Source organism: Microlunatus sagamiharensis (assembly GCF_900105785.1).
GTDB lineage: Bacteria > Actinomycetota > Actinomycetes > Propionibacteriales > Propionibacteriaceae > Microlunatus > Microlunatus sagamiharensis.
Genome location: NZ_LT629799.1, coordinates 2,609,449 through 2,624,142 on the forward strand (window position 1 = coordinate 2,609,449; position 14,694 = coordinate 2,624,142).

13 protein-coding genes are annotated in these 14,694 nt (G+C 74.3%); 4 read left to right on the plus strand and 9 right to left on the minus strand.

Annotation, left to right across the window (positions count from 1 at the left end; translation table 11 throughout):
• The first annotated feature begins 61 nt into the window (after nt 1–61).
• The 3 genes from BLU42_RS11910 (at nt 62) to BLU42_RS11920 (ending at nt 3,733) form a co-directional block, all read left to right on the plus strand.
• Nucleotides 62–1,285 carry an MFS transporter gene (locus tag BLU42_RS11910; RefSeq protein ID WP_091074643.1) on the plus strand — a complete coding sequence of 408 codons (1,224 nt, stop codon included), beginning with the start codon at nt 62–64 and terminating at the stop codon, nt 1,283–1,285.
• 5 nt (nt 1,286–1,290) lie between these two features.
• The gene (locus tag BLU42_RS11915; protein WP_091074645.1) at nt 1,291–2,229 is read left to right on the plus strand and encodes an ornithine cyclodeaminase family protein; all 939 of its coding nucleotides are present in this window, start codon (nt 1,291–1,293) and stop codon (nt 2,227–2,229) included.
• A gap of 97 nt (nt 2,230–2,326) precedes the next feature.
• The gene (locus BLU42_RS11920) at nt 2,327–3,733 is read left to right on the plus strand and encodes an aspartate aminotransferase family protein (protein ID WP_091080292.1); all 1,407 of its coding nucleotides are present in this window, start codon (nt 2,327–2,329) and stop codon (nt 3,731–3,733) included.
• Nucleotides 3,734–3,826: 93 nt separating this feature from the next.
• On the opposite strand, the gene BLU42_RS11925 is transcribed toward BLU42_RS11920, so the two are convergent.
• Nucleotides 3,827–5,890, minus strand: a complete 2,064-nt coding sequence (locus BLU42_RS11925) for an oxidoreductase (protein WP_091074647.1) — start codon at nt 5,888–5,890, stop codon at nt 3,827–3,829.
• Nucleotides 5,891–5,997: 107 nt separating this feature from the next.
• On the opposite strand from BLU42_RS11925, the gene BLU42_RS11930 reads away from it, so the two are divergent.
• Entirely contained in the window at nt 5,998–6,705 is a 708-nt protein-coding gene (locus tag BLU42_RS11930; RefSeq protein ID WP_091074649.1) for a GntR family transcriptional regulator, read from the plus strand.
• A gap of 75 nt (nt 6,706–6,780) precedes the next feature.
• Here BLU42_RS11930 and BLU42_RS11935 read toward each other — a convergent pair whose 3' ends face one another.
• The 8 genes from BLU42_RS11935 to BLU42_RS11970 form a co-directional block, all read right to left on the minus strand.
• Nucleotides 6,781–7,542 (minus strand): SDR family NAD(P)-dependent oxidoreductase, encoded by a 762-nt coding sequence (locus BLU42_RS11935; protein WP_091074651.1) that lies wholly within the window; start codon nt 7,540–7,542, stop codon nt 6,781–6,783.
• Nucleotides 7,543–7,570: 28 nt separating this feature from the next.
• Nucleotides 7,571–8,353, minus strand: a complete 783-nt coding sequence (locus BLU42_RS11940) for an SDR family NAD(P)-dependent oxidoreductase (RefSeq protein ID WP_197680426.1) — start codon at nt 8,351–8,353, stop codon at nt 7,571–7,573.
• Nucleotides 8,354–9,835, minus strand: coding sequence for a gamma-aminobutyraldehyde dehydrogenase (locus tag BLU42_RS11945; RefSeq protein ID WP_091074653.1), 1,482 nt, complete (start codon nt 9,833–9,835; stop codon nt 8,354–8,356).
• Nucleotides 9,836–9,966: 131 nt separating this feature from the next.
• Nucleotides 9,967–11,028: a proline racemase family protein gene (locus tag BLU42_RS11950; protein ID WP_091074655.1), complete on the minus strand. Its 1,062-nt coding sequence runs from the start codon at nt 11,026–11,028 to the stop codon at nt 9,967–9,969.
• Nucleotide 11,029: 1 nt separating this feature from the next.
• Nucleotides 11,030–11,935, minus strand: a complete 906-nt coding sequence (locus BLU42_RS11955; protein ID WP_091074656.1) for a dihydrodipicolinate synthase family protein — start codon at nt 11,933–11,935, stop codon at nt 11,030–11,032.
• Between the two features lie 41 nt (nt 11,936–11,976).
• On the minus strand, nt 11,977–13,266 hold the full coding sequence (locus BLU42_RS11960) for an NAD(P)/FAD-dependent oxidoreductase (RefSeq protein ID WP_091074659.1): 1,290 nt from the start codon (nt 13,264–13,266) through the stop codon (nt 11,977–11,979).
• Nucleotides 13,267–13,268: 2 nt separating this feature from the next.
• Nucleotides 13,269–13,880: a short chain dehydrogenase gene (locus BLU42_RS11965; RefSeq protein WP_091074661.1), complete on the minus strand. Its 612-nt coding sequence runs from the start codon at nt 13,878–13,880 to the stop codon at nt 13,269–13,271.
• Nucleotides 13,877–14,620, minus strand: a complete 744-nt coding sequence (locus BLU42_RS11970; RefSeq protein WP_091074663.1) for a GntR family transcriptional regulator — start codon at nt 14,618–14,620, stop codon at nt 13,877–13,879. Before BLU42_RS11970 ends, BLU42_RS11965 begins: the two co-directional genes overlap by 4 nt.
• Nucleotides 14,621–14,694: the final 74 nt, after the last annotated feature.

The window sequence follows — 14,694 nt, forward strand, 5'->3', positions numbered from 1 at the left end:
TCCCGTCACCCGGGCCGGACGCTACCGGCCTCCGCCCCGATCTGGGGTGGAGGATGCAGCGGTGACCACGGCCGCCCCTGCCCCGACCCGCGGCCTGTCGGCCCTCGCGCTGGGCCTGAGCCTGCTCGTCGTGGCCGCGAACCTGCGCCCCACGCTCACCGCCCTCGGCCCCGTGCTCGGCCTCGTCGCGACCGACACCGGCCTGAGCCCGTCCACGCTCGGGCTGCTGGGATCGGTGCCGCTGCTGGCCTTCGCCGGGGTGTCGCCCTTCGTGCAGCTGCTGAGCCGCCGCTGGGGCCCGGACCGGACGGTCTTCACCGCGACGGCGGTGATGCTCGCCGCCACGGTGGTCCGCTCGCTCCCCGGCCAGAGCGTCACCCTCTGGGCCGGCACCATCGCCCTCGGCGCCGGCATCGCGGTCTGCAACGTCCTCGTCCCGGCCCTGGTCAAGCGCGACTTCCCGCGCGAGGTGCCCCTGATGACGGGCGCGTACACGGCGACGCTCAGTCTGTCCGCCGCCCTGGCCTCCGGCCTCGCGCTGCCCATCGGCGAGCGCGGCGGCTGGCGCGTCGGGATCGGGGTCTGGGCCGTCGTCGGCGTGCTGGCCCTGCTCGCCTGGCTCCCCCGCCTGCGGAGCCACGAGCGCGACCTGCCCGTGCCGGTCGGAGCCGCGCTGCCGGGTGCCGGGCCGGTCCCGGCCGCCCGCGGCAACCGCTCGATGTGGCGCTCGCCCCTGGCCTGGCAGGTGACCGCCTTCATGGGGACGCAGGCGATCTTCTTCTACCTGCTCGTCACCTGGCTGCCGAGCATCGAGGTGTCGCGCGGGGTCGACCCGGTCCACGCGGGCTGGCACCTCTTCCTCTTCCAGGCCACCGGCATCGTCGGCGGGCTCGTGGTGTCGCTGGCCATGCGCGGGCGCCGCGACCACCGCCTCGCCGGCGCCGGCCTCAGCGCCGGCATGGCGGTCTCGATGCTCGGCCTGCTGCTGCTGCCGTCGCTCGACCTCCTCTGGCTCGTCGTCGCCGGGCTGAGCAGCGGGGCCTCCCTGGTCGTGGCCCTCTCGCTCGTCGCCGAGCGCAGCCGGACCACGCGCGACGCGGCCAGGCTCTCGGGGATGGTGCAGAGCATCGGCTACCTGCTCGGGATCATCGGCCCGATCGGCGCCGGGGCGCTGTTCGAGGCCACGGGCTCGTGGGCCCCGGTGCTCTTCGGCGTCGTCGTCGTCAACCTCGTCCAGCTCGTCGTGTCGCTCCTCGCGGGCCGGGACGCGTACGTGGAAGTCTGACGCCCGTGACGCTGCCCCACCTCGACGAAGCCGCCGTCCTCGCGCTCGGGCCGCGGGGTGCGGCCGACGCCCTGGAGCGGGCGCTGCGCGACGGTCTCGACCCCTCTGCGGGCGCACCGCGGACGTTCATGGACGTGCCCGCCGGCGAGCTGATCATCATGCCGGCCGCCGGGCCGCGGCACGTCGGCACCAAGCTCGTCGGCGTCGCCCCGCGCAACGCCGAGCGCGGCCTCCCCCGCATCGGCGCGGTCTACGTCCTCTTCGACGCGCGGACCATGCAGCCGGTGGCCACCCTCGACGGGACCGCGCTCACGACCCTGCGCACCCCGGCCACGAGCGTCGTCGGGCTGCGGCCGTGGCTGCGCGCTCGGTCGGCCGACGGGTCGGTGACCCGCGTCGTCGTGTTCGGCGCGGGCCCGCAGGGCGTGGGCCACGTCGACGCGCTCGCCGCCGAGGTGGCGCTGGGCGACGTCACCGTCGTCGTCCGCCACCCCGACGCGGTCACGCTGCCCCGGACGGGCGCCGCGGCGGGTGCCGGGCTCCTGGCGGCCGACGACCCGCGGGTCCCGGACGCCCTGCGCACGGCGGACGTGGTCGTCTGCGCCACCACCGCACGGACGCCGGTGTTCGACTCGAGCCTGCTCGGTGCGGGCACGCTCGTCGCCGCGGTGGGGTCGCACGAGGCGGAGGCGGCCGAGGTGGACGTGGCCTTCGTACGCTCCGCGACGGTCGTGGTCGAGGACGTCGCGACGGCGCTGCGCGAGTGCGGCGACGTGGTCCAGGCCGTCGACGTCGGCGCCGTCGTCGAGCGCGACCTGGTGCCCCTGAGCCGGGTCGCCCGCGGCGAGGCACCGGTCGGTCCGGGCCGGGTCCTGTTCAAGGGCAGCGGGATGGCCTGGCAGGACCTGGTCGTCGCCGAGGCCGTCCTGGATGCGGAGCACTGAGCCGGTAGCGCGAGCATTGCCCTCCTGCTGATTGTCTGACAACCTTGCTCCGAGCCCGGGTGCGACCGCGCCGGCACCGAGGTCGAGGATGGACGACATGAGCCTGACGAGCACCGCGAACGAGACCCTGGTCGAGCACGCCGACGCCGCGGTGACCGACCCGCAGCAGCCCGACGAGCCCACGACCGGGACGCCCTCCGACGGCCGCTCCAACGCCGAGGTCGGCGCCGACGACGCGTCGGTGGTCTTCCACTCCTGGTCCAAGCAGGGCGGGCTCAAGCCGCTCCCCCTCGCGGGCGGACGCGGCACCGAGGTCTGGGACCACGACGGCAACCACTACCTCGACTTCTCCACCCAGCTGGTCTTCACCAACATGGGCCACCAGCACCCCAAGATCATCGCGGGCATCACCGAGCAGCTGAACACGCTCGCCACCGTCGCCCCGGCCCACGGCAACGCGACGCGCGCCGAGGCGGCCCGGCTGATCCTGAAGCGTGCGCCGGAGGGCTTCGAGAAGGTCTTCTTCACCGCCGGCGGCGCCGACGCCAACGAGAACGCCATCCGGATGGCCCGCCTCGTCACCGGCCGCGACAAGGTGCTCTCGCGCTACCGCTCGTACCACGGCAACACGGGTGCGGCGATCGTCGCCACCGGCGACTGGCGCCGCATCCCCAACGAGTACGCGACCGGCCACGTCCACTTCTTCGGCCCGTTCCTCTACCGCAGCGAGTTCTGGGCGAGCAGTCCCGAGGAGGAGTGCGCCCGCGCGCTGCACCACCTCGAGCGGACCGTCCAGGCCGAGGGCCCGGAGTCGATCGCCGCCGTCCTGCTGGAGTCGGTGCCCGGCACCGCCGGGATCATGGTGCCGCCGCCCGGGTACCTCTCCGGCGTCCGGGCCATCTGCGACCGCTACGGGATCACGCTGATCCTCGACGAGGTGATGGCCGGCTTCGGGCGTACGGGTGAGTGGTTCGCCTTCGACGCGCACGACGTCAGGCCCGACCTGATCACCTTCGCCAAGGGCGTCAACTCCGGCTACGTCCCGGTCGGCGGCGTGATCATCTCCTCCGAGATCGCGCACGCCTTCGACGACCGCGTCTTCCCCGGCGGGCTCACCTACTCCGGGCACCCGCTCGCCGCGGGCAGCATCGTCGCGACGCAGCGCGCGATGGCCGAGGAGGGCGCGGTCGAGAACGCGAAGCGCATCGGCGCCGACGTCCTCGGGCCCGGGCTGGCCGAGCTCGGCGCCAAGCACGACGTCATCGGCGAGGTCCGTGGCACCGGCGTCTTCTGGGCGCTCGAGCTCGTGGCCGACCGCGAGACCCGCGAGCCGCTGCCCGCGACGACCGTCGCGCGGCTCAAGTCCGACATCATCGGTCGCGGGCTGCTCCCCTTCGCCACCGACAACCGGATCCACGTCGTGCCGCCGATCAACGTCAGCGACGACGAGGTCGCCCGCGCCCTCGCGATCTACGACGAGGCGTTCACGGCCTTCCGCCCCTGAGCCTCGCCCGTCCCGCTCGCACCCACCGCCCGCCCCAGCCACCCGGCTCGGGCGGGCGGTTCCGTCTCTCGCCTGACCAGGGGTGTCGGGTGACTAGCCGGCGGCGACGGTCGCCGGCGGCTCGGCGGAGACCTCGGGCTTGGGCCAGCCGGCGCCGGCGCGGGCGCCCTCGGCCGCGGCGTCGAGCAGGTGGCGGGGCGCCAGGGCGTCACCGACCTTCACGATCTCCAGGCCCGGCCGCTCCCGGCGCAGCAGCTCGCTCAGCCGGTCGGCGGAGCGGCGTACGCCGGCGAGCACGACCAGGTCCACCCGGCCGGCGGGACGGACGAGGTCGGACTCGAGGTCGAGCAGCGACCAGGACGCGCCGTCGTGGGTCGGCACGACCGTGTCGACCAGCTCGATCCCGTGCTGCTTGAGGCGGCGGCGGACCCACCAGACCTGCGTGTCGTCGACCTCGGCCGCGACGGACGACAGGCTCGTGGCGATCCGTACGGTCCAGCCCACGTCCTCCAGGGCCTCGGCGGCCGTCGGGGCGACGAACCCGCCCTCGTCGTCCACGACCAGCGCGACCTGCCCCGGGCCGTCGGGCAGCGGTGTCTTGGCCACCACTGTGTCGGCGTCCACGACGGGCGTTGGCGCGCCCTCGACCCAGTCGGGCCAGCGCGGCACCGAACCCGTCGCCACCACGACGGCGTCGGGCTCGAGGGCGAGGACGTCGTCGACGCCCGGGTCCACGCCGAGGCGCACGTCGACCCCGGTGGCGACCAGCCGGCGCTCCAGCCACCGCAGGTAGAGGTCCCAGCGCTCGCGGCCCCTACGGGTCCCGGCGAGCGCCGCACGACCGCCGATCCGGTCACCGCGCTCGATCAGCGTGACCCGACGGCCCCGCTCGGCGGCCCGGTACGCCGCCTCGGCGCCCGCGACGCCGCCGCCGAGGACGACCATCCGCGGGGCGGTCGGCGCGTCGTCGGCCACGGCGGCCGACAGCTCGTCGACGTCGGGCTCGCGGATGCCGGGGTTGACCGAGCACCACATGGGCCGGCCCTGGTAGAGCCGTCCGATGCAGCCCTCGTTGAGGCTGATGCACGGTCGTGGGTCGCCGCCGGTGGCGGCGGTGACGGGCATCGTCGGGTCCGCGATGAGTGCACGCGTCATGGCGACCAGGTCGACGCCGTTCTCGGTCAGCACCCGCTCGGCGGCGTCGACGTCGAGGACCCGCCCCGCGACCACGACGGGCACCCCGGTCTCGCGGCGCATCCGCCCGGCGTGCGCGCCGTTGGCGTTCTCGGGCACCGCATCGCCAGGGACGAAGACGGCGCTGGAGCGCATCGAGTAGCCGGTGCCGCCGGAGATGCTGAGCAGGTCCACCGCGCCGTCGGCGGTCAGCGCCCGCGCGACCTCCACCAGGTCGTCGTCGGTCATGCCGGTGCCCTCGCCCAGGCCGTGGTAGGCCGACATCCGGAACCCGACGACGAACTCCTCCGACGTCCACGCCCGCACCGAGGCCAGCACCTCCCGGCCGAACCGCAGCCGGTTGTCGAGGCTGCCGCCGTAGCGGTCGGTGCGGTCGTTGACGTTCGGGTCGTAGAACTGCTCGATCAGGTGGCCGCCGTGCGACGTCACCTCGGCGCCGTCCCAGCCCAGCTCCATGAGCCGGCGGGCGGCGTGGCCGAAGCGGTCGACGAGGACGCCGATCTCGGCCTCGGTCAGCACGGCCGGGACCTCGCGGTGCACCCCCTCGGGGAGGTCGGACGCCCCCTTCAGCGCGACGCCGGAGTAGAACGAGTTGCCCCGGCGGCCCATGTGGGTCATCTGCGACATGATCAGCGCACCGTGCTCGTGGACCCGGTCGGCGAGCTGGCGCAGCAGGTCGTCGTTGCGCGGGTCCCAGAGCGAGATGGAGCCGTACGACGCCGCGCTCTCGGGGTCGACCGACGCGGAGCCGAAGGTCATCACCAGCCCGACGCCGCCGGCCGCCTTGCGCACGTGGTAGTCCACCTCGGCCTGGGTCAGCAGCCCGTCGTGGCCCCACCCGGTGGAGTGCGGGGTCGAGGTGATCCGGTTGCGGACGGTCCGGCGCCCGAGCCGGACCGGGGAGAACAGGGTCGGCCAGCGCGTGGCACCGGGCGAGGTGGCGATGAGGTCGTGGACGGTCACGGGCGGGCCCTTCGGACGCGGCGGGTCAGGACGAGCAGCAGGAGCAGCACCCCAACTCTAGATGTGATCACATATCAGAAGCAAGAGCGTCGGGGTACGCTGCGCACATGACCGCCCTGGCGCCACTCGGCGAGCCCACGCTCGTGACCGACCGTGTCTACGGGGCGATCCGCGAGGCGATCCGGTCCGGTGAGATCGGGGCCGGCGAGCGCTTGCGGCTGCGTGACCTCGCCGCGCGGCTGGGCACCAGCCCGATGCCGGTGCGCGAGGCGATCGGCCGCCTCGAGCAGAACGGACTCGTGGTGCGGGTCCCCCACCGCGGCGCGGTGGTCGCCGACCTCACGCCGACCGAGCTCGCCCACGTCTACGCCACGCGGCTGCTGCTCGAGGTCGAGGCGACCCGGCTCGGCTGCGCGGCCGTGACGCCCGAGGACGTGGGCCGGATGCGCGCCGCGTACGACCGGATGCGTGAGGCGGTCGAGGACGGCCGTACCGGCGAGGCGCTGGACGCGGACGAGGAGCTGCTGTCGGTCCTCTACGCCGCGGGGGGCAACCCGGTGCTGCTCGGTCTCGTGGCGGACCTGTGGCAGCGCTGCCGCGCCTTCAAGCTGCTGGGCGCCGACGGCGCGGCCTCGGGCGGTCCGGACGACGGCGCGTGGGCGACCCAGCGCCGCCTGCTCGAGGCGGTCGAGGCGCACGACGTGGAGGCCGCCGTGGCCGTCACCCGCGAGTCGCTCGAGTCGGCCCGGCGCCGGATCCGCGCCCTGCTCGCCGGTGCCGACGTCGAGCCGCTCACCCCACCCGCCGAGCGGTAGGTTGCCGCGACTTCTGGGGCGAGAAACGCGCCGCAACCTACCGCTCGGCGGTCTTGGAGTCGGCGCTTCGGGCCGTCAGCGCACGTAGTCGGCGCCGGTCACGTCGATCGTCGCGCCGCTGGTGTGCGGCACGCGACCGGAGGCGAGGAAGGCGATCACCTCGGCGACGTCCTCCGGCGGGGTGATCTCGCCCATGGGCATCGACGCGGCCAGCGCGGCCGCGTCGGTCTCCGCCATCATGTCGGTGAGCACCCAGCCCGGCGCGACGTCGTAGGCGAGGATCCGGTCGCCCGCGAAGGCCCGCGCGATGCCCTTGGTCAGCGACTGCAGCCCGCCCTTCGCCGCCCCGTACGCGAGGTGGTCGGCGTCGTCGCCGCGGTGCGCGGCGCGGCTGGTGACGTTGACGACGATCCCGCCGGTGCCGGCCTCCCGCCAGGTGCGCACGGCGAGGCGGCACAGCTCGGCCGGCGCGAGCAGGTTGACCGTGAGGTTGTCGGCCCACCCGGAGGTCCAGGCGTCGTCGTCGTCCATCGGGGAGGCGAGGTAGATCCCGGCGTTGTTGACGAGCACGTCGACGTGGCCGCGCCAGGCGAGCGCCTGCTCCCACAGCCGCGCGGGCTCGCCCGGCTGGGCCAGGTCGGCGGCGACCACGTGGACGCGGCCCTCCTCCGACGCGCTGCCCAGCTCCTCGGCCAGCCGGTCGGCGGCCTCGGCCGACGCGCGGTGGTGCAGCACGACGTGCGCGCCCTCGCGGTGCAGCGCCTGGACGGCGGCGCGGCCGATGCCCCGCGACCCTCCGGTGACCAGGACGACACGCTCGGCGGTGGGGGTGCTCATGGACGCTCCTCGGGGTGGTGGTGCGGGCTCAGGCGACGGCCTGGGCGCCGGTGATCTCGACGGCCGCGCCGCAGAGGTAGGGCACCTCGTCGGAGGCGAGGAAGGCCACGAGGGCCGCGACCTCCTCGGGGTAGCCGACGCGGCCGTACGGCACGAGGGCGTCGAGGTCGGCCTTGGTGCGACCCGAGCGGGCCAGGTTGTCGGCCAGCATCGGGGTCCAGACCTCGCCCGGGCAGACGGCGTTGACCCGGACGCCGGCCGGCGCGTAGTCGCGCGCCAGGCCCTGGGTGAGGGCGACCACCGCGGCCTTCGAGGTGTTGTAGGCGACGTGACCGGGCGCCGGGTGCAGGCCCCACTGCGACGCGGTGTTGACGATCGACCCGCGTCCGGCGGCGACCATGACCGGCAGCGCGGCCCGGCAGAGGTGGGCGATCGCGTCGACGTTCACGGCGAAGGTGAGGTCCCACTCCTCCGGGCTGACGTCGAGCAGCGCACCCCGCTTGTTGATCCCGGCGTTGTTGACGACGACGTCGAGCCGGTCGTGGTCGTTCACGACATCGTCCACCGCGGCCGCGCAGGCGGCCGCGTCGGTGAGGTCGAAGACCCGCGGCACCGCGCGACCGCCGGCCAGGACCAGGTCCTCGACCACGCGGCCCACGGCACCGGCGTCGAGGTCGGCGACCTGCACGACCGCGCCCTCGGCGGCCAGGCGGCGGGCGATGGCGGACCCGATCCCGCCGGCAGCACCGGTCACCAGGCAGACGCGGTCGACGAAGCGGCGGGCGGTCGAGGGCTGGGGTTCGAGGATCACTCAGTGCTCCGGCGGCGTGAAGACGGTCCGGTGCCACGGCTTCGCCGCGACGCCGGTGAGGTCGAACATCACGTGCTTGACCACGGTGTAGTCCTCGAAGGAGTAGGTCGACATGTCCTTGCCGAAGCCCGACTCCTTCATCCCGCCGTGCGGCATCTCGCTGATGATCGGGATGTGGTCGTTGACCCACACGCAGCCGGCCCTGATCTCGCGGGTCGCCCGCAGCCCGCGGTAGAGGTCGCGGGTCCAGGCCGAGGCGGCGAGGCCGTACGGGGTGTCGTTGGCGAGCGTGATCGCCTCGTCGTCGGTGTCGAAGGGCAGCACCACGAGGACGGGACCGAAGATCTCGTCGCGCACGACCTCGCTCTGCGGGTCGGCGCCGGTGACCAGCGTCGGGGCGTAGTACGAGCCCCGGGCCAGCTCTCCGCCAGGAACCGTGCCGCCGACCACGACCTTCGCGTACGCACGGGAGCGCTCGACGACCGCGGCGATCCGGTCGCGGTGCGCCGTGCTGATCACCGGACCGAGGTCGGTCGCCGGGTCGGCGGTCGGGCCGAGCCGGACGGCGGCGAACAGGTCGGCGACGCCGGCCACGAAGGCGTCGTGCAGCGAGCGGTGGACGATCGCCCGGGTCGCGGCCGTGCAGTCCTGCCCGGTGTTGATCAGGCTCGCCGCCACTGCGCCCTGGACCGCCGCGTCGAGGTCGGCGTCGTCGAACACCACGAACGGAGCCTTGCCCCCGAGCTCGAGGTGCACGCGCTTGGCGCTGGTCGCCGCGGCCTCGAGCACCGTGCGACCGACCTTGGTCGAGCCCGTGAACGACACCATGTCGACCTGGGGGTGGCGCAGCAGGGGTGCGCCGCAGTCGGCGCCGGTCCCGGTGACGACGTTGAGCACCCCGTCGGGCATGCCGGCCTGGGTGGCGAGCTCGGCGAGGCGGAGCGTGGTCAGCGGGGTGAGCTCGGACGGCTTGAGCACGATGGTGTTGCCCGCCGCGACGGCGGGCAGGACCTTCCACCCGGCCATCTGCAGCGGGTAGTTCCAGGGCGCGATCGAGCCGACGACGCCGACCGCCTCGCGGCGGATCGAGCTCGTGTGGTCGGGCGAGTACTCCGCGGTGGCCTGGCCCTCGAGCGTCCGCGCGGCACCGGCGAAGAACGCCGCGTTGTCGACCGTGCCCGGCACGTCGAACTCGCGCGCCAGCCGGATCGGCTTGCCCGCCTGCCGGCTCTCGGTCTGCGCCAGGTCCTCGGCCTCGGCCTCGAGGAGGCCGGCGAGCCGCTGCAGCACGGCCGAGCGCTCCCCCGGCGTCGCGCCCGACCAGGCCGGGAACGCCGCCCGCGCCGCAGCCACGGCCGCATCGACGTCCTCGGCCCCGGCGAGGCTGATCTCGGCGACGACTTCGCCGTTCGAGGGGTCGCGGACGAGGTCGCGCGCCGTGCCGAGCGCCTCGCGGCGCTTCCCGTCGATGTACTGGCTCACTGCTGCTCGCTCTCTCGTGATCGATCATCAGCGCCAACCCCTTCGGGGCCCTTCGACAAGCTCAGGGAGCGCTTCCTGAGCCAGCGCTCCCTGAGCTTGTCGAAGGGCCCGCAACGGGTTGGCGCAACGCCCTACAACCCCGGCGCCCAGATGTCGCCGACGCTGAAGCCGGCGGGGAACGGGTCGGTGGGGTCGAGGACCCAGGTCGAGCGCCCGGTGATCCAGCCGCTGCCGGTGATCGTCGGCAGCACGGCGTCGTACGGCCCGAGGGTCGTGGTCCCGCGCAGCTCACCGACGAACTCGGTGCCGATGACGCTGCGGTGGCTGAACTTCTCCCCGACCCCCAGCTCCCCGCGCGCGTGCAGCGCGGCCATCCGCGCGCAGGTCCCGGTGCCGCACGGCGAGCGGTCGAGCGCCCCGGTCCACGTGCTCGGGTCGTCGACCCGCAGCGGGCCCTGGGTCAGGACGACCGCGTTGCGGTCCTGCACGCCGGGCTGCCGGTCGCCGGAGTGCAGCATGATGTTGCCGACCGCGGCGATGTCGGGGTTGAGCGGGTGGCGCACGTCGAGCTGCTCGAGCGCCGCGAGCTTGAGCAGCGCACCCGCCCGGGTGAGCTCCCGACCCCGGTCCGGATCGATCTCCAGCCCGAGCGCCGCGGCAGGGGCCTGGACGAAGAAGCCGCCGCCGAACACCACGTCGACCGCGACGGTGCCGTAGGTCGGGACCTCGAGCGGCACGTCGAGCCCGACCACGAAGGACGGCACGTTCGCCACGGTGACGCTGAGGACCTTGCCGCCCGACACGGCCGCCTCGGCCTCGACCAGGCCCACGGCCGTGTCGATGCGGACGCGGGTGAGCGGCTCGACCATCGGCACGAGCCCGCTCTCCAGCACCGCCGTGACCGTGCAGATCGTGTTGCTGCCCGACATGGCGGTGAACCCGCCCTGCTCGAGCACGACGATGCCGAGGTCGGAGCCCGGTTCGACCGGCGGGAGCACGAGCACGGCGCACAGCCCCGGGAAGCCGCGCGGCTCCCGCAGCAGGAAGCGGCGGAGGTCGTCGAGGTGGTCGCGGCAGTACGCGAACCGCTCGGCCATGGTCTCGCCGTGCACGAGGTCGGCTGCGTTGACCACCACGCGCCCGGCCTCGCCCTCGGCGTGGGCCTCGATCGTCTGGAGCTCGAGGAGCGGCATCTCAGGCCCGCACCGCGACGAAGGGCTCGAGGACGGCGACCAGGCCGGCGCGCTGCTCCGCCGAGAGCGGCTGCACGGGCGCTCGCGCCGGCCCCACGGGGTGGCCCAGGACCTCGAGCGCCGCCTTCACACCGGCGACGTAGTTCACCGACTCCAGGTAGGAGCTCAGCGCCCACAGGTCGCGCCACTGCTCGCGCGCCGCGCCGAGGTCGCCCTTCACCGCGAGCGTCTCCCACAGCGCGACGGCCTGCTCGGGCACGAGCCCGGCGACCCCCCACACCGAGGCCTCGGCGCCGAGCGCCAGGGCCGCGAAGGTGAGGGTGTCCCAGCCGTTGAAGGCCTTGATCGTCGCGCCGCGGCTGACGAGGAGGTCGGTCAGCGCGACCGCGTCCCCGGAGGTGTCCTTGAGGTAGTCGACGCCGTCGATCTCGCCGAGCTCGGCGACCTGGGCGGCGTCGAGCCGGATGCCGGTGGCGCCGGGGACGTTGTAGTACACGATCGGCAGGCTCGTCGACGCGGCGACGGCGCCGAGGAAGACCTTGAGCGTCGCGAGGTCGAGCGGGTCGTAGAACGGCGGCACGAGCATGATCGCATCGGCCCCGACCTGCTCGGCGTGCTGCACGAGGTCGATCGCGCCCTGCGTCGTCAGCGAACCCACCCCCGCCACGACGGGCACCCGCCCGGCAGCGGCGGACACGTACAGCTCAATGACCCGGCGGTGCTCGGCCGGGCTGAGGCTGGTGAACTCCCCCGTCGTGCCGCAGGGCACGAGGCCGTGGATCCCGGCGCCGACGAGGCGCTCGACCAGCGCGACGAGGGCGTCCTCGTCGACGGCGGAGCCGTCGGCGGTGAAGGGCGTGGCGACGGCGGCGAGGATGCCGCTGAGGTGGACCTGCTTGCGAGGCATGGTGCTCCAGGTTCGGGTTCGGGTGGCTCAGAGGGGCGCGGTCAGGCGGAGACGAGGTCGCGCGTCGGGGTACGGCGGACGAGGGCCCGCGTGAAGCGCTGCGGCGCGAAAGGCAGGATCACGTCGGACGTCTCCCCCGTCAGGACGAGCCGGCTCAGGGACAGCGCGCTGCCCGGGCCGAGGGTGATGCCCTGCATGCCGTGCCCGCTGGACACGTAGGTGTTGGTGAGGTCGCCGAGCCGGCCGATCACGGGGATGCCGTCGGGGGTCATCGGGCGGATGCCGGCCTTCGGCGTCACCGGACCGGTGGGCGGCGCCCAGTCGCGGAAGTAGGCCGTGGGCGCCCGGAGGATCGCGCCGATGCGCACCTGGTTGAGCTCCTCGTCCAGCCCGGCGAACTCCATCGTCCCGGCGAGGCGGAGGTTCCGGGACAGCGGGGTGACGGCGACCTTGGCGTCGGAGAGGTTGACCGAGCTGCGCAGCGCGTACGGCTCCACGTCGATGCTGTAGCCCTTGCCCGGACGGATCGGCAGCGGGACGCCCAGGAGCCGCGAGATGGGACCGGTCCACGCACCGGCGGCGAGCACGTACGCGTCCCCGCCGACCTGCTCGGTCCCGGCGGTGATGCTCTCCAGCCCGCCCTGCCCGTGCCGGGCGCCGCTGATCGGGGCGCCCTCGACGATGGTCACGCCGAGCTCGAGCAGGCGCGCGTGCAGCGCCCGCATCAGCGCCGGCGGGTCGAGGTGGTCCTCCCGGGGCAGGTAGATGGCGCCGTGGACCCGGTCGGTGAGCTGGGGCTCCTGCACGCGTGCGTCGTCGCCGAGCAGGACCTGCGGGTCGCGGTCGTAGCGACGGGCCAGCTCGAGCAGCGGCCGGTGGTGGTCGAGGTTGTGCTCCTCGAGGAAGGCCATCAGCAGCCCGTCGTGACGCAGCTCGAAGTCGAGGCCGTCGGCGCGGTAGCGGTCGTACGCCTCCCCGCTGCTCTGCGCGAGGCGCAGGTGGGCCTCGAAGCCGGCCTGCTGGGCGGGCGCGTTGCAGCTGCGCCACATGCCGAGCATGAAGCGCACGAACTGGGGGTCGAGCGACGGGCGGATGTAGAGCGGGCTGTCGCGCCGGAACATCCACTTCAGCGAGGTGCTGATCATGCCCGGGCCGGGGACCGGCGCCGACTCGGCCGGGCAGACCCAGCCGGCGTTGACCTCCGCCGCGCCGCGTCCGGTCCGGCGGGCGTCGACGAGGGTGACGCGCGCTCCGTCGACCGCGAGCTGGTACGCCGCGGTCAGGCCGATGACACCGCCGCCGATCACCACGACGTGCTTGGGAGCCACCATGATCAGCGCCCGTCCAGCGCGATGATCATGCCGGTCCGGACGCCGTGCACGGCCTTGACGAACGCCTGCCCGACCTCCGCCGCGCTCACCTGGGCAAAGCCCGGGAAGAAGGCGTGGTAGCCGGTGGCCTCGACCAGCACGGTCGGGCTGACCGCGTTGATCCGCAGGCCGCGCGGCAGCTCGGCCGCGGCGCTGACCACGTACGACTCGACGGCCCCGTTGGCCAGGGCGGCGGCCGCCCCGGTGCGGATCGGCTCACGGGCCAGGACGCCGGTGGTGAGCGTGATCGAACCGCCGTCGACCAGGTGCGGGGTGGCCAGGCGGGCCACGTCGACCTGGCTCGCGACCTTGCCCCGGAAGGCGGCGAGGTAGTCCTCGGCAGCCAGGTCGGCCAGCGGCTTGAACGGCACCGACCCGACCGCGCACACGACGGCGTCGAGCGGGCCGTCGGTGCTCACGCGGTCCAGCAGCGCGGCGATCGAGGCGGGCTCGGTGACGTCGACCGCGAGCTCGGAGCTCTTCGAGGCCCGTAGGACCTCGTCGCCGTACGCCTCCAGCGCGTCGGCCGCCGCACCTCCGACCAGTCCGGTCGCGCCGATGACGAGCGTTCTCATGCGGTGGTCCTCTGCTCCTGCCCGGGGGTCGCCCGGTCGCCTCGGCGGGTGGGGTCCGGCTGACGCAGCGCGATCAGCTCGTCGACGCTGGTGATGCTGTGGGCGCGGAAGGTCTGCTCGACCCGGGTCGCGTCGCCGCTCTCCAGGGCGTCGACGAGCTCGCGGTGCAGCCGGTGCGAGCGCTCCGGGTCGTGGCGGACGGCCTGGTCCTGCGCGAGCGCGATGGTCAGGTGCGCCTCGATGACCGGCCACAGCTGGTCGAGGACGACGTTCTCGGCGGCCGCCCACACGGCGCGGTGGAAGGCGAGGTGGCCCTCGTGGCGCACGACCGGGTCGGCGTCGAAGGCGGTCGTCTCGAAGTCCGCCCACGCCCGGCGGACGTGGTCGAGCCGCCGACCGGTCGCGTCGGACAGCACGTCGGAGCCGGCCAGCACGTCGAGAGCGGCCCGGGTGCGGGCGAGGTCGCGCAGCGCGTCCTCGTCGAGGTCGGCGACGCGGAGGCCGCGGTAGGGCTCGGAGACGACGAGGCCCTCGCGAGCCAGCTGGCCGAGGGCCTCGCGCACGGTCGCCCGGCTGACCTGCAGGTCGGCGGCCAGGGCGAGCTCGGTGAGCTTGTCCCCCGGCCGGAGCACGCCCGCGACGATCCCACGTCGGATCTGGGCGACCACCGCCGCGCGCCGCGAGACCGACGCCACCGGGGCGAGCGGGCGCCGCTCCCCGGTCGTGCCCGCTGCGCTCATGCCCGGAGGCTAGCAGCCTGATTGTCTGACAATCAACCGTCTAGGTGGGTCTTCGGACCCGACGAGGAGGGAGG

Excerpts from the sequence above, each read along its gene's own strand:
- BLU42_RS11920 (WP_091080292.1), top strand. The coding sequence starts at position 2,327 with ATGAGCCTGACGAGCACCGCGAACGAGACCCTGGTCGAGCACGCCGAC.
- BLU42_RS11950 (WP_091074655.1), bottom strand. The coding sequence starts at position 11,028 with ATGCCGCTCCTCGAGCTCCAGACGATCGAGGCCCACGCCGAGGGCGAG.
- BLU42_RS11935 (WP_091074651.1), bottom strand. The coding sequence starts at position 7,542 with ATGAGCACCCCCACCGCCGAGCGTGTCGTCCTGGTCACCGGAGGGTCG.
- BLU42_RS11970 (WP_091074663.1), bottom strand. The coding sequence starts at position 14,620 with ATGAGCGCAGCGGGCACGACCGGGGAGCGGCGCCCGCTCGCCCCGGTG.
- BLU42_RS11960 (WP_091074659.1), bottom strand. The coding sequence starts at position 13,266 with ATGGTGGCTCCCAAGCACGTCGTGGTGATCGGCGGCGGTGTCATCGGC.
- BLU42_RS11930 (WP_091074649.1), top strand. The coding sequence starts at position 5,998 with ATGACCGCCCTGGCGCCACTCGGCGAGCCCACGCTCGTGACCGACCGT.
- BLU42_RS11955 (WP_091074656.1), bottom strand. The coding sequence starts at position 11,935 with ATGCCTCGCAAGCAGGTCCACCTCAGCGGCATCCTCGCCGCCGTCGCC.
- BLU42_RS11965 (WP_091074661.1), bottom strand. The coding sequence starts at position 13,880 with ATGAGAACGCTCGTCATCGGCGCGACCGGACTGGTCGGAGGTGCGGCG.